This window comes from Pseudomonas syringae group sp. 247E2, assembly GCF_032587795.1.
GTDB classification, from domain to species: domain Bacteria; phylum Pseudomonadota; class Gammaproteobacteria; order Pseudomonadales; family Pseudomonadaceae; genus Aquipseudomonas; species Aquipseudomonas amygdali.
In genome coordinates this window covers 88,665-115,544 of record NZ_JAWHPK010000001.1, presented here as the reverse complement: position 1 = coordinate 115,544, position 26,880 = coordinate 88,665, and the positions used below count along the sequence as shown (strand labels likewise).

26 protein-coding genes are annotated in these 26,880 nt (G+C 58.7%); 22 read left to right on the top strand and 4 right to left on the bottom strand.

The features are described 5' to 3' along the window. The first annotated feature begins 81 nt into the window (after window positions 1–81). The 20 genes from cbiE to ureC all read left to right on the top strand — a co-directional run bounded on the left by cbiE (window position 82) and on the right by ureC (window position 21,026). The gene (gene cbiE / locus RYC18_RS00645) at window positions 82–1,284 is read left to right on the top strand and encodes a precorrin-6y C5,15-methyltransferase (decarboxylating) subunit CbiE (RefSeq protein ID WP_316882028.1); all 1,203 of its coding nucleotides are present in this window, start codon (window positions 82–84) and stop codon (window positions 1,282–1,284) included. Next, window positions 1,284–2,396: a cobalt-precorrin-5B (C(1))-methyltransferase gene (locus RYC18_RS00640; protein ID WP_005746694.1), complete on the top strand. Its 1,113-nt coding sequence runs from the start codon at window positions 1,284–1,286 to the stop codon at window positions 2,394–2,396. Before cbiE ends, RYC18_RS00640 begins: the two co-directional genes overlap by 1 nt. Beyond that, window positions 2,393–3,133 carry a cobalt-precorrin-6A reductase gene (locus RYC18_RS00635; RefSeq protein WP_005746691.1) on the top strand — a complete coding sequence of 247 codons (741 nt, stop codon included), beginning with the start codon at window positions 2,393–2,395 and terminating at the stop codon, window positions 3,131–3,133. Before RYC18_RS00640 ends, RYC18_RS00635 begins: the two co-directional genes overlap by 4 nt. A 149-nt stretch (window positions 3,134–3,282) precedes the next feature. Next, window positions 3,283–3,585: a type II toxin-antitoxin system RelE/ParE family toxin gene (locus RYC18_RS00630; RefSeq protein ID WP_005746690.1), complete on the top strand. Its 303-nt coding sequence runs from the start codon at window positions 3,283–3,285 to the stop codon at window positions 3,583–3,585. 2 nt (window positions 3,586–3,587) lie between these two features. Continuing rightward, window positions 3,588–3,878, top strand: coding sequence for an addiction module antidote protein (locus RYC18_RS00625; RefSeq protein WP_005746689.1), 291 nt, complete (start codon window positions 3,588–3,590; stop codon window positions 3,876–3,878). 70 nt (window positions 3,879–3,948) lie between these two features. After that, window positions 3,949–4,410, top strand: coding sequence for a copper chaperone PCu(A)C (locus RYC18_RS00620; RefSeq protein WP_005746687.1), 462 nt, complete (start codon window positions 3,949–3,951; stop codon window positions 4,408–4,410). Window positions 4,411–4,483: 73 nt separating this feature from the next. Continuing rightward, window positions 4,484–4,858: a DUF2946 domain-containing protein gene (locus RYC18_RS00615; protein ID WP_410478346.1), complete on the top strand. Its 375-nt coding sequence runs from the start codon at window positions 4,484–4,486 to the stop codon at window positions 4,856–4,858. Between the two features lie 84 nt (window positions 4,859–4,942). Then, on the top strand, window positions 4,943–6,316 hold the full coding sequence (locus tag RYC18_RS00610) for a PepSY-associated TM helix domain-containing protein (protein WP_005746685.1): 1,374 nt from the start codon (window positions 4,943–4,945) through the stop codon (window positions 6,314–6,316). A gap of 247 nt (window positions 6,317–6,563) precedes the next feature. Next, a complete protein-coding gene (locus RYC18_RS00605; RefSeq protein ID WP_057404490.1) occupies window positions 6,564–10,007 on the top strand; it encodes a dermonecrotic toxin domain-containing protein in 3,444 nt (1,147 codons plus the stop codon). A 250-nt stretch (window positions 10,008–10,257) separates the two neighbouring features. Beyond that, window positions 10,258–11,523 (top strand): urea ABC transporter substrate-binding protein, encoded by a 1,266-nt coding sequence (urtA, locus tag RYC18_RS00600; protein WP_005782082.1) that lies wholly within the window; start codon window positions 10,258–10,260, stop codon window positions 11,521–11,523. Window positions 11,524–11,768: 245 nt separating this feature from the next. Continuing rightward, window positions 11,769–13,358: an urea ABC transporter permease subunit UrtB gene (gene urtB / locus RYC18_RS00595; protein ID WP_057404489.1), complete on the top strand. Its 1,590-nt coding sequence runs from the start codon at window positions 11,769–11,771 to the stop codon at window positions 13,356–13,358. Next, window positions 13,358–14,437 (top strand): urea ABC transporter permease subunit UrtC, encoded by a 1,080-nt coding sequence (gene urtC, locus RYC18_RS00590; RefSeq protein WP_005746682.1) that lies wholly within the window; start codon window positions 13,358–13,360, stop codon window positions 14,435–14,437. Before urtB ends, urtC begins: the two co-directional genes overlap by 1 nt. After that, complete coding sequence (gene urtD, locus RYC18_RS00585) at window positions 14,434–15,294, top strand: urea ABC transporter ATP-binding protein UrtD (protein WP_004655780.1); 861 nt, start codon at window positions 14,434–14,436, stop codon at window positions 15,292–15,294. Before urtC ends, urtD begins: the two co-directional genes overlap by 4 nt. Before the next feature lie 96 nt (window positions 15,295–15,390). Then, window positions 15,391–16,089 carry an urea ABC transporter ATP-binding subunit UrtE gene (urtE, locus tag RYC18_RS00580; protein ID WP_002555398.1) on the top strand — a complete coding sequence of 233 codons (699 nt, stop codon included), beginning with the start codon at window positions 15,391–15,393 and terminating at the stop codon, window positions 16,087–16,089. A gap of 52 nt (window positions 16,090–16,141) precedes the next feature. After that, window positions 16,142–16,987, top strand: a complete 846-nt coding sequence (locus RYC18_RS00575) for an urease accessory protein UreD (RefSeq protein WP_005746681.1) — start codon at window positions 16,142–16,144, stop codon at window positions 16,985–16,987. Window positions 16,988–17,289: 302 nt separating this feature from the next. Beyond that, on the top strand, window positions 17,290–17,592 hold the full coding sequence (gene ureA / locus RYC18_RS00570) for an urease subunit gamma (RefSeq protein ID WP_003317023.1): 303 nt from the start codon (window positions 17,290–17,292) through the stop codon (window positions 17,590–17,592). Between the two features lie 10 nt (window positions 17,593–17,602). Beyond that, on the top strand, window positions 17,603–18,145 hold the full coding sequence (locus RYC18_RS00565) for a GNAT family N-acetyltransferase (RefSeq protein WP_005782078.1): 543 nt from the start codon (window positions 17,603–17,605) through the stop codon (window positions 18,143–18,145). A gap of 10 nt (window positions 18,146–18,155) precedes the next feature. Next, on the top strand, window positions 18,156–18,689 hold the full coding sequence (ttr, locus tag RYC18_RS00560; RefSeq protein ID WP_002555402.1) for a tabtoxinine-beta-lactam acetyltransferase Ttr: 534 nt from the start codon (window positions 18,156–18,158) through the stop codon (window positions 18,687–18,689). Then, window positions 18,686–18,994 carry an urease subunit beta gene (locus tag RYC18_RS00555; RefSeq protein ID WP_002555403.1) on the top strand — a complete coding sequence of 103 codons (309 nt, stop codon included), beginning with the start codon at window positions 18,686–18,688 and terminating at the stop codon, window positions 18,992–18,994. Before ttr ends, RYC18_RS00555 begins: the two co-directional genes overlap by 4 nt. 331 nt (window positions 18,995–19,325) lie before the next feature. After that, a complete protein-coding gene (ureC, locus tag RYC18_RS00550; RefSeq protein WP_316882027.1) occupies window positions 19,326–21,026 on the top strand; it encodes an urease subunit alpha in 1,701 nt (566 codons plus the stop codon). Window positions 21,027–21,093: 67 nt separating this feature from the next. Here ureC and RYC18_RS00545 read toward each other — a convergent pair whose 3' ends face one another. Continuing rightward, window positions 21,094–21,348, bottom strand: a complete 255-nt coding sequence (locus tag RYC18_RS00545) for a hypothetical protein (protein WP_005746675.1) — start codon at window positions 21,346–21,348, stop codon at window positions 21,094–21,096. 156 nt (window positions 21,349–21,504) lie between these two features. On the opposite strand from RYC18_RS00545, the gene RYC18_RS00540 reads away from it, so the two are divergent. Continuing rightward, window positions 21,505–22,635, top strand: coding sequence for a sensor histidine kinase (locus tag RYC18_RS00540; RefSeq protein ID WP_004666320.1), 1,131 nt, complete (start codon window positions 21,505–21,507; stop codon window positions 22,633–22,635). 75 nt (window positions 22,636–22,710) lie between these two features. Here RYC18_RS00540 and cbpA read toward each other — a convergent pair whose 3' ends face one another. Then, a complete protein-coding gene (cbpA, locus tag RYC18_RS00535) occupies window positions 22,711–23,655 on the bottom strand; it encodes a curved DNA-binding protein (protein ID WP_316884125.1) in 945 nt (314 codons plus the stop codon). A gap of 326 nt (window positions 23,656–23,981) precedes the next feature. Between cbpA and RYC18_RS00530 the strand changes: the two genes are divergently transcribed. Continuing rightward, window positions 23,982–25,247, top strand: coding sequence for an Hsp70 family protein (locus RYC18_RS00530; RefSeq protein WP_002555408.1), 1,266 nt, complete (start codon window positions 23,982–23,984; stop codon window positions 25,245–25,247). A gap of 139 nt (window positions 25,248–25,386) precedes the next feature. On the opposite strand, the gene RYC18_RS00525 is transcribed toward RYC18_RS00530, so the two are convergent. Both RYC18_RS00525 and RYC18_RS00520 read right to left on the bottom strand, forming a co-directional pair. Continuing rightward, window positions 25,387–26,397, bottom strand: a complete 1,011-nt coding sequence (locus RYC18_RS00525) for an AI-2E family transporter (RefSeq protein ID WP_002555409.1) — start codon at window positions 26,395–26,397, stop codon at window positions 25,387–25,389. A gap of 188 nt (window positions 26,398–26,585) precedes the next feature. Then, window positions 26,586–26,876, bottom strand: coding sequence for a PsiF family protein (locus RYC18_RS00520; RefSeq protein WP_005732120.1), 291 nt, complete (start codon window positions 26,874–26,876; stop codon window positions 26,586–26,588). Window positions 26,877–26,880: the final 4 nt, after the last annotated feature.

Sequence of the window (26,880 nt, the reverse complement as noted above, 5' to 3'; positions counted from 1 at the left end):
CCCGTCGGGCGCGGTATTATGCCTGCTTTGTCCGCAGGCATGAAAAGGCGCTCTGTCGGAAGTTCGGATTGAGGTAGGTACATGTCGCCGTGGCTGACAGTCGTGGGAATCGGAGAAGACGGTTACAAGGGCCTGGGCAAGAACGCCCGGCACGCTCTGCTGCACGCTGATCAGGTGTTCGGCGGTCCGCGCCAGCTGGCATTGCTGCCGCCGTGCATTCGCGCCGAGCGGCGTGCATGGCCGAGTCCATTTTCGCTGAACCCGGTGCTGGAACAGCGCGGTGCCGAAATCTGCGTACTGGCCAGTGGCGATCCGATGCTGTTCGGCGTCGGCGCCAGCCTGGCACGCGTAGTCGCCATCGACGAAATGCGCATTCTGCCCGCCCCTTCTTCTTACTCTCTGGCCGCCGCTCGTCTGGGCTGGCCATTGCAGGAAGTCGTTACCTTGTCAGTGGTTGCGCGTCCGGTAGCCGCACTGAACGCTCATTTCCATCATGGCGTACGTCTGCTGGTGCTGAGCAATGATGGCAGCAGCCCCGCAGTGATTGCCGGTTTGCTGCGCGAACGAGGCTTTGGCCCTAGCCGCATGACGGTCCTGGAGCATCTGGGAGGTGAAGCAGAACGGCGCGTCGAGGGGCTGGCCAGTGAATGGGGCAATCCCGGGATCGCTGCACTGAACCTGGTTGCCGTCGATTGTCGCGCCGACGCCAGCGCCATTCGCCTGAGTACAGTGGCCGGTTTGCCAGACAGCGCTTTCGAGCATGACGGCCAGTTGACCAAACGCGACGTGCGGGCCATCACCCTTGCCCGCCTTGCTCCGGTGCCGGGTGAACTGCTTTGGGACGTCGGCGCGGGCTGCGGCTCCATCGGCATCGAATGGATGCGCGCGCACCCGACCTGCCGGGCGATGGCCATAGAAGCGGACGAAGGCCGCCAGCAACTGATCGAATTCAATCGCGATGCGCTGGGCGTGCCGGGCCTGCAATTGGTACGCGGCAGCGCACCACAGGCGCTGAGCGGTCTGGAACGTCCGGATGCGATTTTTATCGGCGGTGGCGTGACCCGTATCGGCGTACTGGAAACCTGCTGGGAGCAGCTGCGCTCCGGCGGGCGGCTGGTCGCCAATGCAGTAACCCTGCAAAGCGAGGCTGCACTCATGGCCTGGCGCGAGCGGCATGGCGGCGAACTGACGCGTATTCACGTCGCCCATGCTCAGCCTCTTGGCGAGTTCGATACGTGGCGTCAGGCCTTGCCGATCACTCTGCTGGATGTAGTCAAACCCTGATGCGCGAAGAAACCGCCGAACAGCCTGCTCCGCTGCGCAGTGGCCTGACCACCGGCAGCTGCGCCACAGCAACCAGCCTCGCGGCAGCGCGGCTGTTGCTCAGCGGGCAAATCAGCGATGCGGTAGAGATTGTGTTGCCCAAGGGCAAACAGGTGCAGATGCGCCTGGAATTCTGCCGCCTTGTGGATAACTTCGCCGAAGCCGGAACACTCAAGGATGCCGGGGACGATCCCGACGTTACTCACGGCGCGCTGGTGTTTGCGCGCGTCAGGTTGGAAATGGCACCCGGCGTGCGCTTCGTGGCAGGCGCAGGTGTAGGCAGCGTGACCCGCCCCGGCCTGGTGTTGGCGGTGGGCGAGCCCGCCATCAACCCGGTGCCTCGACGCATGATGACCGAACACTTGCTGCAGCTGGCGGAAGAACTCGGCTACAGCGGTGGTTTCGAGGTTACGATTGGCGTCGAGGGCGGCGAAGCGCTGGCGCTCAAAACCATGAATCCGCGCCTCGGTATTCTCGGCGGACTGTCGATTCTCGGCACCAGCGGGATTGTCCGGCCCTTCTCCTGCGCGGCGTACATCGCGTCGATCCATCAGGGCATCGACGTCGCCACCACCAACGGCTATCGGCATATTGCCGCCTGCACCGGCAACGCCAGCGAAGACACCATGCGCCGCGTGTACAACATCCCGGATATCGCCCTGATCGAAATGGGCGATTTCGTCGGTGCAGTGCTCAAGCACCTGCGCAAGGTGCCTGTGGATAAGTTGAGCCTGTGCGGTGGCTTCGGCAAGATCAGCAAACTGGCCGCAGGCCACATGGACCTGCACAGCCGCCATTCGAGCATCGACCTGCCGCAACTGGCGCTGTGGGCGGCGGCTATTGGCGCGGACGCAGACCTGCAACAGCGTATTCGCGATGCCAATACCAGCCAGCAGGCGCTTGCGATGAGCGCTGCGGCGGGTGTACCGCTGGGTGATGAGGTGTGTCGTCATGCGCTGGCTTTTGCCCGTAGCGTGGTGCCTGCACAGGTTCAGGTCGAAGTGTTCGCCATCGACCGCCAGGGCGGAATTGTCGGTCAGGCGGGCGTTGCGTTATCGAAGGAACACACATGAAACGAATTCTGCTGTTGGGCGGCATTACCGAAGCGCTGGCGATTGCACGCAGGCTCGGGCCTGAGCATATCTATAGCCTGGCAGGCGTGGGTCGAGTGCCGGCAGATCTGGCCTGTCAGTTGAAAGTTGGCGGCTATGGCGGCGCAGAGGGCATGGCGCAGTACATTCGTGACCAGGGCGTCGATTTGCTGCTGGACGCAACCCATCCGTATGCTGCGCAAATCAGCCGCAACGCTGCATGTGCGGCCCGGCTGACTGGAATTCCCTGCTGGGCCTTGCGCCGCACTGCCTGGCAGGCTGGTGCGGGTGATGACTGGCGTGAAGTGGCCGACTGGTCAGAACTGGTCACGGCACTGGCGCCCTTCAAGCGCCCACTGTTCACGCTGGGGCGCGAGCCTTTGCAGCATCTGCACGAGATTCCGGAGCATCAATTCTGGACGCTTCGGGCATTGGACAGCTACCCCGGCAATGACCACTGCGAAGTGATCGGCGCGCGCGGCCCGTTTGCACTGGAAGACGAACGTCAGCTGTTTGAACAACGCGATATTGATGTGCTGATCAGCAAAAACAGTGGCAGCAGCTCCACCGAACCCAAGCTTGAAGTCGCCCGCGAGCGCGGCCTGCCCGTCCTGATCCTGAAACGCCCGGAGTTGCCGGAGGTGGATCGGATTTTGGGGAGCGTGGGTGAGGTGCTGGAGGCCTTGGGGCTTGTTGACGATCAGATTGACAATGCCTGAAATCTGGTTCCTTAGAGGGCCTTTCTTCATTTTCTGAGGGAAAATTCCGAACATCCCAGAGTCTCTTGTTTAGGACAAACTTGATAACTAGCCTGCGCGACCAACAGCTGGTAACTTATCGAGGTGTATCCCAAGGGATACTCGAAAATATGAATCGCTTTGAACAGACGCCCGCTTTTGCGGAGTGGTTAAGGTCGTTGAAGGACTCCATTGGCAGAGCTCGAATTCTGGCTCGAATAAGAGCAGCAGAGCTCGGTAACTTCGGGGACTGCGATGCTTTAGGTCAAGGCGTCAGAGAGCTACGAATACACCATGGACCAGGTTATCGGGTGTATTTTGCCCGACGCACGGGTGTGGTTTACCTGCTCTTGATCGCTGGTGACAAATCGTCTCAAAAGCGCGACATAAAATTTGCCAGACAGCTGGCGAGAGAGCTCTGTGAGAGGGAGTAACCATGAACAACGAGACGACACCGTTCGATACCGTCGACTATTTGAAGACACCTGAAGATATGGCCAATTATCTGGATGCGTGTCTTGAAGAGGATTCAGGAGACGGGCTGCTCGTAAGGGCCGCGCTGAACGACATAGCAAGGGCTTATGGCATGACACAAATCGCACGTGATACAGGTCTTGGTCGTGAGAGCCTCTACAAAGCGCTGGGTGCAAACGGTAATCCAGAGTTCACGACCATCATGAAAGTCGTGAGGGCGATGGGGATCAAACTACACGCAAGTACGCGCTAAAAAACTCGAAATAGCACGCTTGCCCGCCTCTCTCACCTTAAATACCTGAACGTCACCGGAGAATCCCCGCATGCTCAAAAACGCACTCCTGCTGGCCGCATTACTGCTGCCAGCCTGCTTCGCCCAGGCCCATGAGTACAAGGCTGGGCCGTTGCTGATTGGCCATCCCTGGTCAATGGAGCTGCCGCCCAATGCACCGACGGTCGCGGCGTATTTCACTGTCGAGAACAAGGGCGACAGCGCAGATCGTCTGATCAGCGTCGACAGCCCCATCGCCGGGCAAGCGCAGTTGCATGAGCATATACACGCCGACGGGCTGATGAAGATGCAGCACGTTCAGGCGGTCGACATCCCGGCCGGTGCGAAGGTGAGTTTCGCGCCGATGGCCTGGCACGTGATGCTGCTGGACCTCAAAGACCGTTCGAAGCTGGTTACAGGCCAGCGCTTCCCGATGACCCTGCATTTTGAAAAGGCGGGAGATGTCGAGGTGCAGGTCGTGGTACAAAAGCAGGCTCCGGAACACAAGCACTGAGTCGTTTCACAGAGTGAGCACCTTACGCCGCGTTCGCGACAGCTCAGCCACCCGTAACAAACGGGGCGCATGGCTGAGTCTGTTCGCCATGTTAATGATCTTTATCGGTCCACTGGTTTCCCAGTCGATGCCGATGGATCATCACGCCGGCATGTCGATGTCCATGCCAGCCAGTATGGATATGTCGGCAGACAGCCACGCCCATCACGGCGGCGAGCATGCCATGCCTGCCGATGCGGGCATGAGCGATCACGCGCTGTGGGCAAAATGCGGCTATTGCACACTGCTGTTCAGTTGCCCGGCGCTGCCCCATGTGCTGGAACTGGTCGCAGCCCCGCCGCCAAGGCCGGGTGATTTCTTCGCCTCGCATCCCCTGCCGGGGCATGCACACAAGGCTATATTCCCCAATGCCCGAAGCCGGGCACCTCCAGCGCTCACCACGGCATAACCCGAAAAAAAGATTCCACGACGGCGCGCAGCTCAAGGCTGCGCGCCATTCGTGCTGTGTTATCCCTATTGGGGAGCGTTGAACGTGTCCAAACCTGATGTCTCTTTTTACAACCTTGCCTGGCGATGGCATTTCTATGCAGGGCTGTTCGTCGCGCCGTTCATGATCCTGTTATCGCTGACCGGCATCATTTACCTGTTCAAGCCGCAACTGGACAACCTGATGTACCACGACCTGCTCAGCGTGGCACCGGCCGAGCACCGCCTCACTGCCGACGAGCTGCAACAGCGGGTAAAGAGTGCTTACCCACAAGCAGCCATTGGCAAATATTTCCCACCGTCAAGCACCGAGGGCAGCGCACAGTTTGTGATCAGCGAGCAAGGCCGCGAGGTGAATGTCTTCATTGATCCCTATCGCGGCGAGATTCTTGGCACCCAGGACGCCAAAGAGAACCTGCAGGCGATTGCCCGTGCACTGCACGGCGAGCTGATGATCGGTACGCTGGGTGACCGGCTTGTCGAGCTGGCGGCTGGCTGGGGGATTGTGCTGGTGGTCTCCGGCCTTTATCTATGGTGGCCCCGAGGCCGCTCGGCCGCCGGCGTGTTCTGGCCACGCCTGACCGCCAAGGGGCGCGTGCTGTGGCGTGATCTGCACGCGGTGACCGGTTTCTGGGGCGCGTTTTTGCTGTTGTTCATGCTGTTGAGCGGCATGACCTGGACCGGGCTATGGGGCAAACAATACGCTGCGGTATGGAACACCTTCCCGGCAGCCATGTGGACTGACGTGCCCAAGTCCGACAAGCAGGCTGGCGAGTTGAACAATGCCAGCGTGCAGACCGTGCCATGGGCCATGGAAAATACGCCGATGCCGGTTTCAACCGGCGAGCACGCCGAGCACATGGACCACATGCATATGTCCAGCGCACCGGCAGCGCCAACCGTGTCATTGCAGCGAGTTGTCGACATTGCACGCGCCAGAGAGATCGTACCGGGCTACAGCATCACCCAGCCTAAAACAGCTGATGGCGTGTTCACTGTGTCGGTGTTCGCCGACGACCCGCGCGATGACGCGACGCTGCATATCGATCAGTACACCGGCAAGGTGCTGGCCGACGTGCGCTACGTTGATTACAGCGCAGTGTCCAAGGCCACCGAGCTGGGCGTGATGCTGCATGAAGGTAAATTTTTCGGCTGGATCAATCAGTTGCTGATCCTGCTGGTCTGCCTGATGGTACTGCTCAGCTCGGTCAGTGGGTTGGTGATCTGGTGGAAGCGCCGACCTCGAAGCGGGCTGGGTGTACCGCCATTGCGCCACGACCTGCCACGCTGGAAAACCGCGACGGTGGTCATGATTGCCCTGGGCGTCATATTCCCTCTGGTGGGTATTTCGATGCTGATTGTCTGGGTGCTTGATCGAATAGTGCTTTCACGCTTTGCCAAAACTGCGGCAACAGCTTAGATTGCTCGCTGCGGGGCCTGAAACCATTGAGTGGCGTTGTGATGAATTCCTCCTCATACCCGGTTTCAGGTCCCGCCCTGCTTTGAACTTTCCATGCCCCCGAAACTTCCTACCGACCAGATCGCCAATGCTGCCTTCACCGACCTGCGCTGGCCGATAGCGGTGCGCCGTCAGCCCTGACTACATGAAATGAACCGCCCGGCCAATGCCTTAAGCGGATCATCCATCATGTAGGCGAATCGGCACCATGAACCTACCGCTCATAACATCAGCACCACCTCCACAACGTTCGCTTGCCAGCGACACGTATCCACCTGGTTTCAGCAAAGCAACCCAGGAGCTGGCCAGTACCCTGCTCTCCCCCCTCAAACCCGAGCTGGATGTGCAGACAACATGGCTGACCTACTTTGACAGCAAAGAAATACCGGACGAGGGAGCCAATATTCACAGTGTTCCGCTGATCCCCAGTCTGATCGAGCACTTCACCGGCCTTCTGAACTGGACCGACCATGATGTGCAAGGCCTTTACCCGGCCCCGTCGTCCACTTCGCAAACACCAGCCATCCAACCGCTGGGCCGCGCAGCTATCGCGACTTTCTATACCCAGGTCAGCCAGCAACTGGAGCAGTTCTATAGCCAGAAACTTGCGGACTACTGGAGCATTGCAACATCGGATGGCGAAACCAAGGGACACCAGTTTGTCGCCGAGCAGATCGAGTGCATGAAATCTGAATGCGCGGTGCAGATTGCCCTCGAAAAAATGACGACCGGGCACTACAGCCTGCTGTCGGCAGCATTGGCAGCCTGCGCCCCTGGCCCCGACGGAAATACTGCCGAGCTGCAGCCACACAGCGTTTATGGACTTTCGGCAAGCGCTGGTGATAGCCCTCCGCTTTCGCTTTACGGGGCGTTTGTAATCGCAAGACGCCTTCGTGATGAACCTGTGCAGATCGATCAGGAGGAGCTTGAAGATGTGCTGCTGTTCACCCCGCATGACGGGCTGGAAGCATTTGCATCCTTGACACAAATGAACGAAGCCCTTGCTCGACGAGGGGCTGAACCTGATTACAGACGACGTCTGCTGGCTGATTCCGGGGCTGACCAACCAGTCCAGGCTGCACCTGACAGCAGCATCTTGCAGTGGCAATACACTTTGCTGGAAGGCAACTTTCTAAGCCTGTTGCATACACGCCAGATCACCAGACAGCAATCTATGTTCGCTCAGGCCGTACAGCTTGCCCGCACCCAACGAATGGATGCGGTTTGTTTCGAGCAATCGATAGTGCAACTACTGGGATCAGAAGTTTACTTCGACCACCATTGGCGCCTGGACCGGCTCGATAACGATCTGGTGGAAAGCCAGATGCCTGCATGGTGGAAAACCATGAAGCAGTCGCAGCGCATTGAATGGCATGAGCAGGCGCAGCGGTTTGGCCAATCGGTTGTGAATATTCGCAAAAACAGCAAGGACCACTTCGGTCAGTCGGATAACGACAGCCGAACTTACTTCACGCGCTATATCGACAAGCAGCTCGAGGACGTATTGAAACGAGCCTCAATGGAGGTAGCAGCGCAGCACATTATTGTTTCACTGACCTATATAACCGGCACTGAAGTGCTGGATATTCCCGGCGCGCCTATGATGCCCGCAACCGAGACCGCGAAGACTTCGCTATGGCAGTTGGCACACACCCATGCCTACCGGGCCAAAGCTAAGGATGCATTGCTGATCCAGGCTATGGATAGTGAAGGCGCAGTCATCAGGAAACTGGACAAAGCCACCATCAAGGAATTGGTTACAACCATCGAGACCCCTCAGCACCTCAGCGAGTACCTCGACCTCAATCTGAAAACATCGGCGTATGCACAACAACTCAAGCAGTCACGAAAAGTCCTGCTGGAAGCTCAGATGAAGATGATGCTGCTGGAGATCGAACAACTGGCGTTTGCGCCAGCGGGTCGAGAGTGGATCAAAGCAGTGCTGGATTCGCCAGCACCGCAAGGGCGCCGAACCATCAAAGGTGAAGCCATCGAAGTCAGGTTTTTCACTGTCAATCAATTCAAGATGACCAATGTCATGCTGATCGCTCCCGCGGGGAAATTCGATAAGGGACCGCTTGTACTGTGCACACTGAATGCTTCCGACGGCATCGTTTTCCGCTGGTTCAACAGCATGTTTCGTCTCACCACCACCTTTCTGGAAGAATTCCCGTTTCAGCAGTACCTGCTTAAGCAAATACCGCTGTCCAGGCGTCTGGAGACGCTGCGTGCCATGCAGTACGAGAAAGAGGCAAAGCACTGGCGCCCGCCACAGGTACTGACTCAATTTTCGCTTTTACCGATCCCTTCAAGGCTGCTGCATCCAGTCGTTTTTATCCGTCAGAGCAAAGATATTTACGAGGAAATTCACGAGACCAGGATCACTCAGTTGATCAGCGAAGCCAATCGGCAAATGAGCCAGGAAACCAATCCGGGGAAATCCGGCCCAGGCTTCGATCTGATCGCCGGTATCGCGATTCTGTTTCTGCCTGAACCGATCATGATGCCTGTTGCGCTGGGCGTGGGCCTGTATAAAACCTGGAACGCCTTTTCGAAAATAGACGAAGGCGACCACGAAGGAGCTGCCGAGGAGTTTCTGAGCGCCATTGGCTATCTTGCCACTGCTCTCATTGGCCATGTGGCGCTAGCCCTTAAACCGGTAACGCATGCCTCCGGAGCAGCAAGAAGTCCGCACCTGATTCGCAGGGTGGGTCGCGATGGGCAGATGCAGATTGGCTATCTCCTGTCGCATTCCAAAGCCCCACGTTTTGCAGACTCTAAATTAATCGTCGCTATGGACCCTCACCGCTTCACTGCCATCGAGATAGAGGGCCAGACCTGCTTCATAAGCCGTCGTGCCAACATGTTTGGCCACTCGCGCCTTTATCGGCCGAACCCGATGGATGCAACGCAGTTGGTGCATGAGCAGGAGTTTGCCTTGCGTACTACCAGCGGTGCCTGGAAAACCGTGGGAAAACAAATACCGCGGCTGAGTCAGCCAGCCATCCGCAATGCCCAAGCACAGCTGACCAGCCTGACAACTGCCTGGCCTGCGTCCCTGGAAGAAGCAAGCAGCGCTGAACGTTTGAAGTTCGAGGCCGATTACCTCGCCCTGAGTAAAGCGTCCAACGCAGAAAGCTTTTCCGAAATAGCAGCTTATACAGAGGGTGGTTCGGCAGCCATCAATCCTGTATTGCGAAACGGTATGCGCAACGCCACCACAAGCAGGTTTCTCCGCCAGTTCTACAAACTCAAGCCATGGCATGGCACTGCCTTTCGCTCCACGTATGTATCCAGCGAAGGAGTGGCATGCCTGGAACGCGAGATAGGTGCGGTATTTACAGATAATGGCGTGCAGTCCGCATCGGTATCGCGAGCCAATGCCTCCAGATGGAGCCAGGATGGATTTGTGAGCAGTAACGCCAACTCGGAAAATCACCCGGTATTCTTTATCTTCGCGCCGAATGTGCCCAAGAAGAACATGTTTACCGGCTTTCTCGGTGATCACGTCGCCATCCCGCCTGGAACTCGCGTGCAACTGGGTGCGACAACACGGGTCAACGGCCAGCTGTTCGCCTGGTTCGATGCTCCCGAGCGACTCGTTGACCAGACCTACGATCTTTACACCGGAGCACAGGAGTTCTGGGTATGAGGCGCTTGGCCGTTTGAACACACAGCCAGTAGAGACAATGCTGGTATTTCATGGTCCGCACCATTGCAGCGCATAGCGCACACCCTCTTCCTGCCCCCGTTCCAGGTTGGTGCGCATACCCTTTACTGCGCGACACATTCGTTCCATTTTGCGACGCGCTTAGGTTGGCCCAGACCTTGCTAACGGTTGAAAGAGCAACGTAATGCACCGCCGCAGACCTATCAAAAAAATGAACCAAGGGAGCTAGTCAATGAAGCGTCGCAGCCTGATCAAAGCCTTTACCCTGTCCGCATCGATCGCCGCCATGGGGTTGACCTGGACCGTTCAGGCTGCCGAAACCATCAAGGTCGGTATTCTGCATTCGTTGTCCGGGACCATGGCGATCTCCGAAACCTCGCTCAAAGACATGGCCTTGATGACCATTGACGAAATCAACGCCAAAGGCGGCGTCAACGGCAAGATGCTCGAAGCAGTGGTTGTCGACCCGGCTTCCAACTGGCCACTGTTCGCCGAAAAAGGCCGCCAATTGCTGACCCAGGACAAGGTGGCGGTGGTCTTTGGTTGCTGGACATCGGTATCGCGCAAATCGGTGCTGCCGGTCTTTGAGGAACTCAACGGCTTGCTGTTCTACCCCGTGCAGTACGAAGGCGAAGAGATGTCGCCCAACGTGTTCTACACCGGTGCCGCGCCTAACCAACAGGCGATCCCTGCGGTCGAGTACGTAATGAGTGAAGAAGGCGGTTCGGCCAAGCGCTTCTTCCTGCTCGGCACCGACTATGTCTACCCACGTACCACCAACAAGATTCTGCGTGCATTCCTGCACTCCAAGGGTGTAGCGGATAAAGACATCGAAGAGGTCTACACCCCGTTCGGTCACTCCGACTATCAAACCATCGTGGCCAACATCAAGAAGTTCTCTGCAGGTGGCAAGACAGCGGTTATCTCCACCGTGAACGGCGATTCCAACGTACCGTTCTACAAGGAACTGGCCAACCAGGGCCTGAAAGCCACCGACGTACCGGTTGTAGCGTTTTCGGTAGGCGAAGAAGAACTGCGCGGCATCGACACCAAACCACTGGTAGGCCACCTCGCCGCCTGGAACTATTTCCAGTCGGTGGAAAACCCGGTCAACAAGAAGTTCGTCGCTGACTGGACTGCCTACGCCAAAAAGGAAAACCTGCCAGGCGCTGACAAAGCGGTAACCAACGACCCGATGGAAGCTACTTACGTCGGTATTCACATGTGGGCACAGGCAGTCGAGAAAGCCAAAACCACTGACGTGGACAAGGTACGCGAGGCAATGGCCGGACAAACCTTCGCAGCACCGTCGGGATTCACCCTGACCATGGACAAAACCAACCACCACTTGCACAAGCCGGTAATGATTGGCGAAGTGGAGGACAACGGTCAGTTCAACGTCGTCTGGCAGACCAAAGAGCCGATCCGCGCCCAGCCATGGAGCCCCTACATTTCTGGCAACGACAAAAAGCCTGATCATCCCGTGAAGAGCAACTGATGTGACGGGGCTGAGAGCACAATAACTCTCGCCCCTACGCTCCAGCGCTAGTCGTACGAATACGTTCGCTCGGCCTCAGGGTGGAAAGCATTTTTTTTGTAGGAGCGGACTTGTCCGCGAAGGCGGCTGTTCAAACGATACATCTTCAGTGAATGTAACGGCCCTTTCGTGAACAAGTTCACTCCCACGGCCTTCGGCCAGAATCAAGAGCAGACGGCGCCACACTCAATCAAGGCCATATTGATATGCCTTCCTACTTCTACCGTTTTATCCTCGCTATCAGCCTGCTGCTGCCCCTTGCAGCTCAGGCCAGCGATGCCAGTGATTTTGTCGCAGCCAGTTCTGCACAACAGGCCGAGCTGCTGGAGGCCTGGGCAGCCAAGCCGACAGCGGAACGCGTTGAACTGCTTGAAGCTCTGCGCGATGGCCGTGTTGCCGCCGACATCAGCAAGCGCGCCTGGATCGAAAACAACGATCAATACGTGCCGGTCGATGCACAAGCCCCTGCAGCAGCCGACGCCCCAAACCCTGACGAACCGCGCAAACTGCGCCTGAACAACCGGCTGCGTGGTCTGGTTGAAACAGCGCTGGCCAGCCACCAGTTGCTGGCAGCCGATACGCAACTGCGCATGGCAGCAGCCCTGCAATTGCAAAAAAGCGCTCGCCCTGCACAACTGGAGCTGCTGACCGAACGTGTCGCCAGCGAAACCGATTCCAGCGTCAAAAGCGCGCTGGCCCTGGCGCTGGCCAACCTGCAAATGGTCGACTCCAGCCCGACAGTACGTCTGGCTGCCGTGCGACTGCTGGGTGAAACCGGTGACCCGCTGGCGCGTACCCGTCTTGAGTCATTGCTGGCGCCCGGCGTGGAGACCGACGCTTCGGTACGCGTGGCGGCTGAAACCAGCCTGGCACAGGTCAAGCGCAAGCTGATGATCGGTGAAATCCTCGGTCAGGCGTTCAGCGGCATGTCGCTGGGGTCGATCCTGCTGCTGGCGGCGCTGGGCCTGGCGATCACCTTCGGCCTGCTTGGGGTGATCAACATGGCCCATGGCGAGATGCTGATGCTGGGCGCCTATTCAACCTATGTCGTGCAACTGATGCTGCAGCGCTATGCGCCGGGCGCCATCGAATACTATCCGCTGATCGCACTGCCGGTGGCGTTCTTTGTCACCGCCGCGATCGGCATGGCCCTGGAACGTACGGTCATCCGGCACTTGTATGGCCGCCCACTGGAAACCCTGCTTGCCACCTGGGGCATCAGCCTGATGCTGATTCAGGCCGTACGTCTGGCCTTCGGCGCGCAGAACGTTGAAGTCGCCAACCCGCAATGGCTGTCAGGCGGCATTCAGGTGTTGCCTAACCTGGTATTGCCTTACAACCGCATCGTGATCATCGCCTTCGCCCTGTTCGTGGTCGTGTTGACCTGGCTGCTGCTGAACAAGACCCGACTGGGTCTGAACGTGCGCGCCGTCACCCAGAACCGCAACATGGCTGCCTGCTGCGGTGTGCCGACCGGGCGCATCGACATGATGGCATTCGGTCTGGGCTCGGGCATTGCAGGTCTGGGCGGCGTCGCCCTGAGCCAGATCGGCAACGTCGGCCCCGACCTTGGCCAAAGCTACATCATCGACTCATTCCTGGTGGTGGTGCTCGGCGGTGTCGGACAACTGGCCGGTAGCGTGATGGCGGCCTTCGGGCTGGGCATCGCCAACAAGATTCTCGAACCGCAAATCGGCGCTGTATTGGGCAAGATCCTGATCCTGGCGCTGATCATTCTGTTTATCCAGAAACGTCCGCAAGGCCTCTTCGCATTGAAAGGACGGGTGATCGACTGATGAGCCAGCCATTGATGGTAACTGCCGCACAAAAAGTCGGCCCCAAAGGCACGTTGACCGCAGGCATTGTGATACTGGCTGTGCTGCTGGCACTGCCGTTGCTGTCGTTGTTGCCTGCCGATAACAGCTTTCAGGTCTCGGCCTACACCTTGACCCTGGTAGGCAAAATCCTCTGCTACGCCATTGTCGCCCTGGCGCTGGATCTGGTCTGGGGCTACGCCGGGCTATTGTCGCTGGGCCACGGCCTGTTCTTCGCGCTGGGCGGTTATGCCATGGGCATGTATCTGATGCGCGAGGCCGCAGGCGACGGTTTGCCTGCGTTCATGACGTTCCTGTCGTGGACCGAACTGCCGTGGTACTGGGCAGGCACCGACAATTTCCTCTGGGCGCTGTGCCTGGTGGTCCTGGCGCCGGGGTTGCTGGCACTGGTGTTTGGTTTCTTCGCCTTCCGCTCGCGGATCAAGGGTGTGTATTTCTCGATCATGACCCAGGCCCTGACGTTTGCCGGCATGCTGCTGTTCTTTCGCAACGAGACCGGCTTTGGCGGCAACAACGGGTTTACCAACTTTCGCAGCATTCTGGGTTTCAGCATCAGTTCCCAAGGAACCAGAGCAACGCTGTTTCTGGCGACAGTCTTATTGCTGATTGCCAGCCTGTACATCGGCTGGCGCCTGGCGCAGAGCAAGTTCGGCCGGGTTCTGACGGCGTTGCGTGATGCGGAAAACCGCCTGATGTTCTGCGGTTACGATCCGCGCGGCTTCAAGCTGTTTGTCTGGGTCTTGAGCGCCGTGCTGTGCGGCCTGGCCGGGGCCCTGTATGTGCCGCAGGTCGGCATCATCAACCCCAGCGAAATGTCCCCGACCAACTCTATCGAAGCAGCAGTGTGGGTAGCATTGGGCGGCCGTGGCACGTTGATCGGCCCATTGCTGGGCGCGGGTCTGGTGAACGGCATGAAAAGCTGGTTCACCGTGGCTTTCCCGGAATACTGGCTGTTCTTTCTCGGCGCGCTGTTCATCATCGTCACGCTGTACCTGCCCAAAGGCGTGATCGGCTTGCTGAAGAAAAGGAGCGAGCAATGAAAACCACTCCTACCCCGTCGTTCATGCTTGAACCGGTTCTGGCACCCAACTCTGATGCAGGCACCAGCCGCGATGCGGTAGGCCTCGGCAAAAGCGCTGGCAAAGGGCTGAACACACGACACGGCACGATCCTGACGCTGGAAGACATCAGCGTCAGCTTCGACGGTTTCAAGGCACTGAACGATCTGAATCTGTACATCGGCGTGGGCGAGCTGCGCTGCATCATCGGCCCCAACGGCGCTGGCAAGACCACGCTGATGGACGTCATCACCGGCAAGACCCGCCCCAGCCACGGCAAGGCCTGGTTCGGCGAAACGCTGGACCTGACGCAGATGAGCGAAGTGCAGATTGCTCAGGCCGGAATTGGCCGAAAGTTCCAGAAACCGACGGTGTTCGAAGCCTTGAGCGTGTTCGAGAACCTTGAACTGGCTCAAAAGACCGACAAATCGGTATGGGCCAGTTTGCGTGCGCGGTTGAGCGGCGAACAGCAGGACCGGATACGCGAAGTCCTGGAAACCATTCGCCTGACCACCTCCATGCACCGCCCGGCGGGCTTGCTGTCTCACGGCCAGAAGCAGTTTCTGGAGATCGGCATGCTGCTGGTTCAGGACCCGCAATTGCTGCTGCTCGACGAGCCGGTGGCGGGCATGACCGACGCCGAAACCGAATTCACCGCCGAGCTGTTCAAGGGCCTGGCCGGCAAACACTCACTGATGGTGGTCGAGCATGACATGGGCTTCGTCGGCTCGATTGCCGACCACGTCACCGTGCTGCACCAAGGCAGCGTATTGGCCGAAGGCTCGCTGAACGACGTGCAGGCCGACGAACGCGTAATCGAAGTGTATTTAGGGCGCTGACGCAACGAACTGATCGGCGCGCGGCACGGAAATACCTGTCCAGACGCCCCGCGTCCCAACATTACGATTACGCTGCAACCGACGAGAACATTCACCATGCTCCAGGTCGAAAAGCTTCATCAGTATTACGGTGGCAGCCACATTCTTCGTGGTCTGTCGTTTGATGTGAAGGTCGGTGAAGTCACCTGCCTGCTGGGCCGCAATGGCGTAGGCAAGACCACGCTGTTGCGTGTGCTGATGGGCTTGTTGCCGTCGAAGGAAGGCTCGGTGCAATGGGAAGGCAAGGCCATCACCCAGTTCAAGACGCATCAGCGGGTGCATGCCGGGATTGCTTACGTGCCGCAAGGCCGGGAAATATTCGGCCGGCTGACGGTCGAGGAAAACCTGTTGATGGGCCTGTCACGCTTTCCGGGCTCCGAAGCAAAGGAAGTGCCGGCATTTATCTACGAGCTGTTCCCGGTGCTGCTGCAGATGAAACATCGGCGTGGCGGCGATCTGTCCGGTGGTCAGCAGCAGCAATTGGCGATAGGCCGGGCATTGGCGAGTCGTCCACGCTTACTGATTCTCGACGAACCCACCGAAGGTATTCAGCCCTCGGTGATCAAGGAAATCGGCGCAGTGATCAAAAAACTGGCCGAGCGCGGCGACATGGCGATTCTGCTGGTCGAGCAGTTCTACGACTTCGCGGCGGAACTGGCCGATCAATACCTGGTGATGTCACGGGGAGAAATCGTCCAGCAGGGCCGTGGCGAGAACATGGAGACCGAAGGGGTTCGCGGTCTGGTGACTATTTAATTAATGCGCCAATCCGTTATCGTGCTGCACTCGACAAGCCAATGAAGACACCATGAATCTGCCTGCCAACACCGCCCTTTTTACCCCCAGCTGGCATGCCGAGCTGGAATTGGGTTATGGCCGTTTCGATGACTGCACACGCCCGACCCAACGTCGCCACAAAGGGCCGCTGCGGGTTCAAAAGCATCTATATGCCGAAGGACCGCAGGTGTGCCAGCACATCATCGTTCACCCACCGGGCGGTATCGCCGGGGGAGACCGGCTGGACATTTCAGCCACGGTCGGTGCCGATGCCTGGGCACAACTGACCAGCCCTGGCGCGGCGAAATGGTATCGCGCCGCCAGCCCGGCCTTTCAGCAACTGGAGCTGCATGTCCAGCCCGGCGCGACGCTGGAATGGCTGCCGCAGGAAACCATCGTCTTCAGCAATGCCCAGGCAGAACTTACCACCCGCATAGAACTGCACGGTGACGCGAAGCTATGCTACTGGGATGTAGTAGCACTGGGCCGTCCGGCCAGCGGCGAGCGTTTCGAGCAGGGACATTTTCAGTCGCATCTGGATATCCGCCGCGACGGCACATTGCTCTGGCACGAACGGCAACGCATTATCGGTGGCGACGGGCTGCTGGACTCACCCATCGGTCTGGACGGCAAAACGGTATTCGCCACCCTGCTGCTGACCGGTGAAGTGAGCAGCGATCTGCTTGAGGCCTGTCGCTCGCTGTCGATGCCCAACCCGGTACGCGGTGATCTGACCCAATTGCCGGGCCTTGTAGTGGCTCGCTGCCTGGCAGACGAAGCATTGCACGCGAGGGCCTGGCTGATACAAATCTGGAAATACCTGCGCCCTGCCCTGCTGGGACGCGAGGCGGTAACGCCAAGAATCTGGAACACCTGATTGATGACTGGACGCTCTGCATTCCAGGCTACACCCTCGGCGCTGATGCACTCAGCGTGGTACATAAGTCCTGAAAAGCCCGAAAATCGGGGCTTTTAGCGCTTCTGCCCGCAGGGCGTGGGAGCGAACTTGTTCGCGAAGACAATGTTTTAGGCGCTGCATTTTCGGCGACTACACCGGCCCCTTCGCGAACAAGTTCGCTCCCACGGCCTTCGGCCAGAACCCAAAACAGACTTATACATAACGATGAGGGCTCAAGCCTGGGAACGATCAACCACCGAATTTGAACAAACGGAAGCCCCATGGACCTGACACCACGCGAAAAAGACAAGCTGCTGATCTTCACCGCCGGACTGGTCGCCGAACGGCGTCTGGCACGCGGTGTGAAGCTCAATTACCCGGAAGCCATGGCCTACATCTCTGCGGCACTGCTCGAAGGTGCGCGTGACGGACAGACCGTCGCTGAGCTCATGCACTACGGCACGACCCTGCTGAGCCGCGATCAGGTCATGGAAGGTATCGCGGAAATGATCCCGGAGATTCAGGTGGAAGCCACCTTTCCGGACGGCACCAAACTGGTCACCGTGCATCAGCCGATTGCCTGAAGGAGTGATCATGCAGGACGTGATTCGCGATGCCCTGCCGGACGATCTGCCGGGCATTCTGGAGATCTACAACGACGCAGTGCTCAATACCACGGCTATCTGGAATGAACAACCGGTCGACTTGGCCAACCGCCAGGCTTGGTACGAAGCTCGCCAGAGTCAGGCGTATCCAATTCTGGTGGCCGTCGACCACGCAGGCGAGGTGCTGGGCTACTCATCGTTTGGCGACTGGCGCCCCTTCGAAGGGTTTCGCCATACGGTGGAGCATTCGGTCTATGTTCGCGCAGACCAGCGCGGCAAGGGGCTGGGGCCGCTCCTGATGGCATCGCTGATCGAACGAGCCAGAGACTGTGAGAAACACATGATGGTAGCCGCCATCGAAAGCGGCAACGCGGCCTCCATCGCCCTGCATGAACGCCTCGGCTTCAAGACTACCGGACGGATGCCGCAAGTCGGCACCAAGTTCGGCCGCTGGCTGGACCTGACCTTCATGCAACTGGATTTGTCGCCCGGTGTTCCGGCACCCGCGTCACAAGCACCCAAGCCCTTCTAGAGAGCACGCCATGAACCATGCACAACTGCGACGTGTTACCGCTGAAAGCTTCGCCCATTATCGCCATGGTCTGGCGCAGTTGCTGTTTGAAACGGTTCACGGCGGCGCATCGGTGGGGTTCATGGCTGATCTGGATATGCAGCAGGCGTACGCTTGGTGCGATGGCCTGAAGGCCGATATCGCCGCAGGCAGTCTGCTGCTGTGGGTGGTGGCCGAAGACGATAATGTGCTGGCCAGCGCGCAGTTGTCACTGTGCCAGAAGCCCAATGGTCTGAACCGCGCCGAAGTGCAGAAACTGATGGTGCTGCCCAGCGCCCGAGGTCGTGGTCTGGGCAGGCAACTGATGGACGAAGTCGAGCAGGTTGCAGTAAAACACAAACGCGGGCTGCTGCACCTGGACACCGAAGCGGGCTCGGTGGCTGAAGCATTCTATAGCGCGCTGGCCTACACCCGCGTCGGCGAACTGCCAGGCTACTGCGCCACACCGGACGGTCGCCTTCATCCGACCGCCATTTATTTCAAAACCTTGGGGCAACCGACATGATCCCTGGTCAATACCAGATCCAGCCCGGCGATATCGAACTCAACGCCGGACGCCGTACCCTCAGCCTGACGGTTGCCAACAGCGGCGACCGGCCGATTCAGGTGGGCTCGCATTTCCACTTTTTCGAAACCAATGACGCACTGACCTTTGATCGCGCCGCCAGCCGCGGCATGCGCCTGAATATCCCGGCCGGCACCGCCGTGCGCTTCGAGCCGGGCCAGTCCCGTGAAGTCGAGCTGGTGGACCTGGCCGGATTGCGCAAGGTCTACGGCTTTGCCGGACGGGTAATGGGCGATCTGGATTGAAGCCTTTTTGAATACCGTTCCTACGCTCCGCGTTCATCGTTACATACAAGTCTGCTTTTGATTCTGGCCGAAGGCCGTAGGAGCGAACTTGTTCGCGAAGAGGCCGGTACAGCCTCCAGAAACAGGGCGTTCGGACTAACGTCTTCGTGAGCAATGCGGATCGCCGCAACGGTCATGCAGGCATCCAATCGGGACGTGTGTATGACGATGGGCACTCGGCACGAGAATCAAAAGCTTTGACGACTAACGACTTGCAGCTCGCCGCTGGTCGCTTTGAAAAACTTACAGTTTGCGGCCTGCAGCTTGCCGCTCTGAATCCGAGGTACGAAAGATGAAGATAAGCCGACAAGCCTACGCAGACATGTTCGGCCCCACCGTCGGCGACAAGGTTCGCCTGGCCGACACCGAGCTGTGGATCGAGGTCGAGAAGGACTTCACCACCTATGGCGAAGAAGTGAAATTCGGCGGCGGCAAGGTCATCCGTGACGGCATGGGCCAAGGCCAGCTAATGGCCGCCGATGTGGTCGACACGCTGATCACCAACGCCCTGATCATCGACCATTGGGGCATCGTCAAGGCTGACGTCGGCATCAAGAATGGACGCATCGCAGCCATCGGCAAGGCCGGTAACCCGGACATCCAGCCAGACGTGACCATTGCGGTCGGCGCGGCCACCGAAGTCATTGCCGGTGAAGGCATGATCCTCACCGCTGGCGGCGTCGACACGCACATCCATTTCATCTGCCCACAACAGATCGAAGAAGCGCTGATGAGCGGCGTGACGACCATGATCGGCGGCGGCACCGGCCCTGCCACTGGCACTAACGCCACCACGGTCACGCCCGGTCCGTGGCACATGGCGCGCATGCTCCAGGCTTCGGATTCGTTTCCGATGAACATTGGCTTCACCGGCAAGGGCAACGTCAGCCTGCCCGGCCCGCTGATCGAGCAGGTCAAGGCGGGCGCTATCGGTCTGAAGCTGCACGAGGACTGGGGCACCACACCCGCAGCCATCGACAACTGCCTGAGCGTTGCCGATGAATACGACGTGCAGGTCGCGATTCACAGCGACACGCTGAATGAGTCAGGTTTCGTCGAAACCACCCTCGCCGCGTTCAAGAACCGCACCATCCACACCTACCACACTGAAGGTGCAGGTGGCGGCCACGCGCCGGATATCATCAAGGCCTGTGGTTCGCCGAACGTGCTGCCCAGCTCGACCAACCCAACCCGGCCTTTTACCCGTAACACCATCGACGAACACCTGGACATGCTCATGGTCTGCCACCACCTGGACCCGAGCATCGCCGAAGACGTGGCATTCGCGGAAAGCCGTATACGCCGGGAAACCATCGCCGCCGAGGACATTCTTCACGACCTGGGTGCCTTTTCGATGCTCAGTTCCGACAGCCAGGCCATGGGCCGGGTTGGTGAGGTGATCATGCGCACCTGGCAAACCGCCGACAAGATGAAGAAGCAGCGCGGCCCCCTGCCGCAGGACGGTCCCGGCAACGACAACTTCCGCGCCAAGCGCTACATCGCCAAATACACCATCAACCCGGCAATTACCCACGGCATCAGCCATGAAGTGGGCTCCGTCGAAGTCGGCAAGTGGGCGGACCTGGTGCTGTGGCGTCCGGCATTCTTCGGCGTCAAACCGACCCTGATCCTCAAGGGCGGTGCCATTGCCGCCAGCCTGATGGGCGACGCCAATGCTTCGATCCCGACCCCGCAACCGGTTCACTACCGCCCCATGTTTGCCAGCTACGGCAGCTCGCTGCATGCCACCAGCCTGACCTTTATCAGCCAGGCGGCATTCGACGCAGGCGTACCGGAGTCACTGGGCCTGAAGAAGCAGATCGGCGTAGTCAAAGGCTGTCGCACCGTGCAGAAGAAAGACCTGATCCACAACGACTACCTGCCGGACATCGAAGTTGACCCACAGACCTATCAGGTCAAGGCCGACGGCGTGTTGCTATGGTGCGAACCGGCCGATGTGCTGCCGATGGCACAACGGTATTTTCTGTTCTAGCAAAGCGCTCGAAAGTGGGGGCTCTTGTTGAGCCCCTGCTGCTCGACGTACAAACTGGATTAAAGCCCTAAGGCTCAAGACGCTCCAGGAATGTCTCTTTAGAGTTCAGTATCTGCAACGACTGCAGCGAGTCGTTGATGGCGTCGAGCATGCCCAGATCCTGTTCAGTCGCTTTACCCTGCAACACCCGATGCAGAGCAAGAAAAACGCTGAGTTTGCCTCCCGACATATAGTCCCGTTTGCTTACTTTTGCATCTGCCAGTATCTCCCCCGCCAGCGCGATCTGCTCTTCGACGAACGCTGCAAACTCTGTCTTCAACATGGTCATTATCCAAATGTTAGTCAGACTACCAAGCTACTGCTGACCACAATCAGCGTCTACTGACAGAAATGACAGTAAACGCCCTGTTTGTCGTGTCATGTAAAAGCGATAATATGCGCCATCTTCCGTCACGCTCCTCCAACAAGGTAGTCGGCCATGCGCCTTTCCGAGTTCATCGTTGTTCATGTGGATCGCATTGTCGATGAATGGGAAGACTTCGCCAGGACTCTGAAACCTGCCGCCGACTCGATGAGCAAGCTAGAGCTGCGCGATCACGCCAAATCGATTCTGCTCGCAGCTGCACGGGACATGAAAACTGCGCAGAGCAAAAGCGAGGAGATTGCCAAGGCCAGAGGCGAAGAGCTGAACAAGACGCCAAGCCTGGACGAAGCAGCCAGCAGCCATGGCGAGTTGCGTCATGAGGTCGGCTTTGATCTGGTGCAGATGACGTCGGAATTTCGCCATCTGCGCGCCAGCGTCATCCGCCTCTGGGTAGAAAGCCTGGCAGCGCCGCAACTGGCCGATTTTCAGGACGTGATTCGTTTCAACGAAGCCATCGACGAGGCGCTTGCCGAATCCACCGCTGCCTATGCGGAACGGGTTGGCCGTTCACGGGATATATTTCTTGCCATTCTGGGTCACGATCTGCGCGCGCCGCTGCAGGCCGTCAGCATGTCGACGGAATTGCTGGCACGCAAGATAGCGCTGGACGAAAAGACCCAGTCCTATGTTTCGCGTATCCAGACCAGCACCCGCCATATGGGCTCGATGGTCAGCGATCTGCTGGAATTCGTGCGCAGCCGCCTGGGCGCCGGGCTACCGGTTGAACGCAAATACATGGATTTGGCCAGTGCTTGCCGTGAAGCCATCGAGGAAGCCTGCGCCGGGCGACCGGACTCTGTTCCGGTGCTGAACATCGAAGGCAACACCAAAGGGCACTGGGACGCCGGGCGGATCAGCCAGATGCTGCAGAACCTGATCGGCAATGCCCTGCAGCACGGTGCGGCCAGTCACGAGATAACGGTCAGTGTTACGGGTGCCGAGAAAGCGGTGATATTGGTGGTACACAACGAAGGCAAGCCGATTGCCGAAGACGCTATCGGGACGATCTTCGATCCGCTGGTGCGCAGCACCGAGGAAAACAGCGAAACACGCAGTACATCGACCAGCCTGGGTCTTGGCCTGTTCATCGTCAAGGAAGTGGTCAACGCCCACGGTGGCAGCATCACTGTGACCTCGACCATTGGTGAGGGCACGACCTTCAATGTGGTGCTGCCGAAAAACTGATCAAGGCTGATTGCGTGCTGATGCGGGTGGCGCATCAGCCCATTCAGAAAAGACAGAATCGCAAGACTGCTACGCTCAACCCTTCCACTGCGCCCGGGGGTCAAACGAGGAACTGTCTGCCAGTTTCTGCCACAGCGCCCGGGTAGCCTCGTCGGTGTGCTTGGGCACGACTATTTTCAGCTGCGCGTAAAGATCACCGCGTTCGCCACTCTTGTTCATCAAGCCGTTACCCTTGATCCGCAGACGCTGACCGTTCTGACTGTCCGGGCGGATGGTCAGGTTGATCCTGCTGTTCAGCGTCGGTACCGCCACCTTGGTGCCCAGCACTGCTTCCCAGGGCGCCAGTGGAACGGTGATGACCAGATCATGGCCCTCGACCTCGAACAGCGGATGCGGTGCCAGGCGAATGATCAGGTACAGATCGCCGTTGGCACCTCCGCCCACTCCTGGCGCGCCCTGGCCCTTGAGACGAATGCGCTCGCCGTCGACGACGCCCGCAGGAATCTTCACGTTCAGGGTCTTGGTGATATCACTCATGCGCTGCCCGTTGGGGCTGTGCTGCGGCACCTTGAAGCTGACCTGCTTGGACTCACCCGACAAGGTCTCCTCAAGGAAGACTGCCAGCTCCATCTCAACGTCCTGCCCGGTACGCCCGGGGTTGCGGGTACGGCCGCCCTGCTGTGGCCGGCCGCCGAAAATGGAGCTGAAAAACTCTGAAAAGTCTGCCGTTTCCTCGAATCCTCCAGCGCCTGCGCCAGCCCGGCTTTGCCAGCCTGGCGGAGCCTGGAACGGACGACCCTGCCGACCGTACTTGCGCAGCTCATCGTACTCGGCGCGCTTGTCAGGGCTGCTGAGCACTTCATAGGCTTCGGACGCTTCCTTGAACTTGTCTTCAGCGCCTGCTTCCTTGCTGACGTCAGGGTGATACTTGCGCGCCAGTTTGCGATAGGCGGTCTTGATCGCCTTGTCGTCCGCAGTCGGCTCAACGTCAAGTATCTTGTAGTAGTCTTTGAAATCCATGTAACGATCACCCATCCGAATTATCCGGCAAAGCCAGATACGCTGGCGTCACGCGCCCAGCTCCCTCTGTTTACGAGGTATCTGGATTACCTAACGTCGAAAATTTATAGATAGCCGGCCGTCTTTGCAGACGGGTCGATCACTCGACAACATCGTGTTCGACAGCCAGGTCTACCGAGAATCCCTTCAAGATTGGGGGTAACGGGCTTCAGTTCAAGCCTTGACGGTAAATACAGTCAGGTAAATATAAGCGACGTGTCGCGCTACGCAATTGGCGCGCGCTGACATAAACTGCGCGGCCGTTTTTTGACTGGAACGTAAAAGACATGAATGACCAATCCCCGGCCCGTGCCTGCGGCATCGATTTCGGCACGTCCAATTCCACCGTCGGCTGGCAACGACCCGGCGTGGAATCGTTGATCGCGCTGGAGGACGACAAAATTACCCTACCGTCGGTGGTGTTCTTCAATATGGAAGAACGCCGCCCGGTGTATGGCCGCCTGGCGCTGCACGAGTATCTGGAAGGTTATGAAGGCCGCCTGATGCGCTCGCTCAAGAGCCTGCTGGGCTCAAAGCTGATCAAGCATGACACCAGCGTGCTGGGCACGGCGATGCCGTTCAAGGATTTGCTGGCGCTGTTTATCGGCGAGCTGAAAAAACGCGCCGAGCACACGGCCGGACGCGAGTTCGAGCAAGTGGTACTGGGTCGCCCGGTGCATTTCGTAGATGACGATGCACAGGCCGATCAGGAAGCCGAAGACACACTGGCCGAAGTGGCCCGCAAGATCGGCTTCAAGGACGTGTCGTTCCAGTTCGAACCTATTGCTGCGGCATTCGACTACGAGTCCACCATCAAAGACGAAGAGCTGGTACTGATTGTCGACATCGGCGGCGGTACGTCGGACTTCTCGCTGGTGCGCCTGTCACCCGAGCGACGCCAGCACGATGATCGCCAACAGGACATTCTTGCCACGGGCGGCGTGCACATTGGCGGCACCGACTTCGACAAGCAGCTGAGCCTGCAAGGCGTGATGCCGCTGTTCGGTTACGGCAGCCGTATGAAAAGCGGTGCCTACATGCCGACCAGCCACCATATGAACCTGGCGACCTGGCACACCATCAATGCGGTGTACTCGCAAAAGTCGCAGCTGGCGCTGGGCAGCATGCGTTATGACATTGAAGACACGGGTGGCATCGACCGCCTGTTCAAGCTGATCGAACAGCGCGCCGGGCACTGGCTGGCCATGGAAGTGGAAGAAACCAAAATCCAGCTGACCCACGCTGAAAACCGCCATCTGCCAATGGACCGGGTGGAAGCAGGATTGAGTGTGGACCTGAGCCGGGTGATGTTCGAGGCGGCAATCGACGCTCAGCTTGAGCGCGTGCGCAACAGCGTGACGAACTTGCTCAGCGACGCGGGCGTGAGTGTCGAACAGGTCAACACGGTGTTCTTCACCGGCGGCTCCAGCGGCATTCCCGCCCTGCGCAACAGCGTCTCGGCGATGCTGCCCAACGCCCGCCACGTCGAAGGCAACATCTTCGGCAGCATCGGCAGCGGCCTGGCGATTGAAGCGAAGAAGCGTTACGGCTAGTGGCATGACTCGGAGCGCAGGCACGGTAGTTAAAGAACTATCGTTCCTCACGCTCCAGCGTGGGAATGCCGTTCGTGACGCTCTGCGTCACAGATTCCAGCCGCAACGCAGACTCTAGCCAGTCAGATATCCACGCGCCCTAGACCAACCCTTCCTTCTGCAGTTCGCTCTTCAAATACGCATAGTAAATCGGCCCTGCCACCACACCCGGCAGGCCGAATGCGGCTTCGAACAGCAGCATCGCCAGCAGCAACTCCCACGACTTGGCATTGATCTGTCCGCCGACGATGCGTGCATTGAGGAAATACTCGACCTTGTGAATCACGATCAGGTAACCCAGCGCAGCCAGCGCTACCCAGATCGAGATCGACATGCCGACAATGAAAATGAGCGTATTCGACATCAGGTTACCCACCACCGGCAACAGGCCGAGCAGGAAGGTCATGATGATCAGGGTCTTGGTCAGCGGCAGGTGAATCCCGCACAACGGCAGGACGATGGCCAGGAATACCGAAGTAAACGCCGTGTTGAGCAGGGAAATCTTGATCTGGGCGAAAACGATGTTGCGAAATGCGCGACTGACCAGATACAGACGATCGAACAGTGCGGCCGCCAGCGGCTTGCGCGCATGGACATCGGAAATACGCTGCAAGGCGATGATTGCCCCCAGCACCATGCCGATCAGCATGGTAACGAACATGTGTGCTGCGCCCTTGCCGATCAACTGCAACTCGCCGACGTGCTTCTGCAGCCACTGCCCAAGGGAGACCTGAAACTCCGCCGCACTGGCAGGCAGATAGGCATCAATGAACGGCGGCAGCTGACCGCGCGCGCGATCCACCAGGGTCATGAACTTGTCCAGCGAGGCCCCGGGGTTTTCGGCTTCGTGCAGCACAAAGCTGATGACACCGGCAAAAATCAGTGTCAGCAGGCTGACCACCACAGTACCCAGCAGCGCTACCGCCAGCCAGCGGGCGCGTTCGCCAGAGATCAGACGCTGCAACTTGGGGGTCAGCATGTTGACCAGTTCGAACACCAACAGTCCGGCCAGCAGGCTGGGCAGCAACTTGAATGGCAACACCAATAACAGACCGCCAAATACAAGAATCCAGCTGGCTATTAACACCTGACGCGCAGAAAACGTTGGCATAGACCCTCAACGGGCAACACAAGGAAGGTGGGCAGTCTGCCAGCCTTCTCAGTCGAGAACCAGTGATCCGAAAGCCGGAAAAAGTGCGGCGCAATCATCTGCCCGATGATCGGCTCGATAACGGCGCCAAAGTGCAGTGTTTACTGCACCCGCGCGCCTTGTCTGTAGCGATGGCGATGGCTGGAAAATTATTTCTTCTTGAGACAATCGCTCATGAAACTCTTGCGAGCGTCGCCCTTGAGTGCCTGAGTACTGGCGGTCGCATTGCAGGTCTTCATCTTGTCCTGCTGGGTAGCTGCCGGCGTTGGTGCCGCTTTCAGGCAAGTGCTCATGAATGCCTTGCGCTCATCGCCCTTAAGCGATTTGGCGCTGGCGTCGGCATTACAAGTGGTCATTTTGTTCTGCTGTGCAGTCGCCGCGAACCCCTGAGCAGACAGCATCAAGCCAACGAGCAATAAAGGAATACCGAGCTTCTTCATCGAT

Coding starts and splice junctions, on each gene's coding strand:
- urtE (WP_002555398.1), top strand. CDS start 15,391: ATGCTCCAGGTCGAAAAGCTTCATCAGTATTACGGTGGCAGCCACATT.
- RYC18_RS00620 (WP_005746687.1), top strand. CDS start 3,949: ATGCTCAAAAACGCACTCCTGCTGGCCGCATTACTGCTGCCAGCCTGC.
- RYC18_RS00575 (WP_005746681.1), top strand. CDS start 16,142: ATGAATCTGCCTGCCAACACCGCCCTTTTTACCCCCAGCTGGCATGCC.
- ttr (WP_002555402.1), top strand. CDS start 18,156: ATGAACCATGCACAACTGCGACGTGTTACCGCTGAAAGCTTCGCCCAT.
- urtD (WP_004655780.1), top strand. CDS start 14,434: ATGAAAACCACTCCTACCCCGTCGTTCATGCTTGAACCGGTTCTGGCA.
- urtA (WP_005782082.1), top strand. CDS start 10,258: ATGAAGCGTCGCAGCCTGATCAAAGCCTTTACCCTGTCCGCATCGATC.
- RYC18_RS00520 (WP_005732120.1), bottom strand. CDS start 26,876: ATGAAGAAGCTCGGTATTCCTTTATTGCTCGTTGGCTTGATGCTGTCT.
- RYC18_RS00555 (WP_002555403.1), top strand. CDS start 18,686: ATGATCCCTGGTCAATACCAGATCCAGCCCGGCGATATCGAACTCAAC.
- RYC18_RS00640 (WP_005746694.1), top strand. CDS start 1,284: ATGCGCGAAGAAACCGCCGAACAGCCTGCTCCGCTGCGCAGTGGCCTG.
- RYC18_RS00625 (WP_005746689.1), top strand. CDS start 3,588: ATGAACAACGAGACGACACCGTTCGATACCGTCGACTATTTGAAGACA.
- RYC18_RS00630 (WP_005746690.1), top strand. CDS start 3,283: ATGAATCGCTTTGAACAGACGCCCGCTTTTGCGGAGTGGTTAAGGTCG.
- RYC18_RS00635 (WP_005746691.1), top strand. CDS start 2,393: ATGAAACGAATTCTGCTGTTGGGCGGCATTACCGAAGCGCTGGCGATT.
- RYC18_RS00540 (WP_004666320.1), top strand. CDS start 21,505: ATGCGCCTTTCCGAGTTCATCGTTGTTCATGTGGATCGCATTGTCGAT.
- RYC18_RS00565 (WP_005782078.1), top strand. CDS start 17,603: ATGCAGGACGTGATTCGCGATGCCCTGCCGGACGATCTGCCGGGCATT.
- RYC18_RS00605 (WP_057404490.1), top strand. CDS start 6,564: ATGAACCTACCGCTCATAACATCAGCACCACCTCCACAACGTTCGCTT.
- cbpA (WP_316884125.1), bottom strand. CDS start 23,655: ATGGATTTCAAAGACTACTACAAGATACTTGACGTTGAGCCGACTGCG.
- RYC18_RS00525 (WP_002555409.1), bottom strand. CDS start 26,397: ATGCCAACGTTTTCTGCGCGTCAGGTGTTAATAGCCAGCTGGATTCTT.
- RYC18_RS00530 (WP_002555408.1), top strand. CDS start 23,982: ATGAATGACCAATCCCCGGCCCGTGCCTGCGGCATCGATTTCGGCACG.
- urtC (WP_005746682.1), top strand. CDS start 13,358: ATGAGCCAGCCATTGATGGTAACTGCCGCACAAAAAGTCGGCCCCAAA.
- ureA (WP_003317023.1), top strand. CDS start 17,290: ATGGACCTGACACCACGCGAAAAAGACAAGCTGCTGATCTTCACCGCC.
- cbiE (WP_316882028.1), top strand. CDS start 82: ATGTCGCCGTGGCTGACAGTCGTGGGAATCGGAGAAGACGGTTACAAG.
- RYC18_RS00545 (WP_005746675.1), bottom strand. CDS start 21,348: ATGTTGAAGACAGAGTTTGCAGCGTTCGTCGAAGAGCAGATCGCGCTG.
- ureC (WP_316882027.1), top strand. CDS start 19,326: ATGAAGATAAGCCGACAAGCCTACGCAGACATGTTCGGCCCCACCGTC.
- urtB (WP_057404489.1), top strand. CDS start 11,769: ATGCCTTCCTACTTCTACCGTTTTATCCTCGCTATCAGCCTGCTGCTG.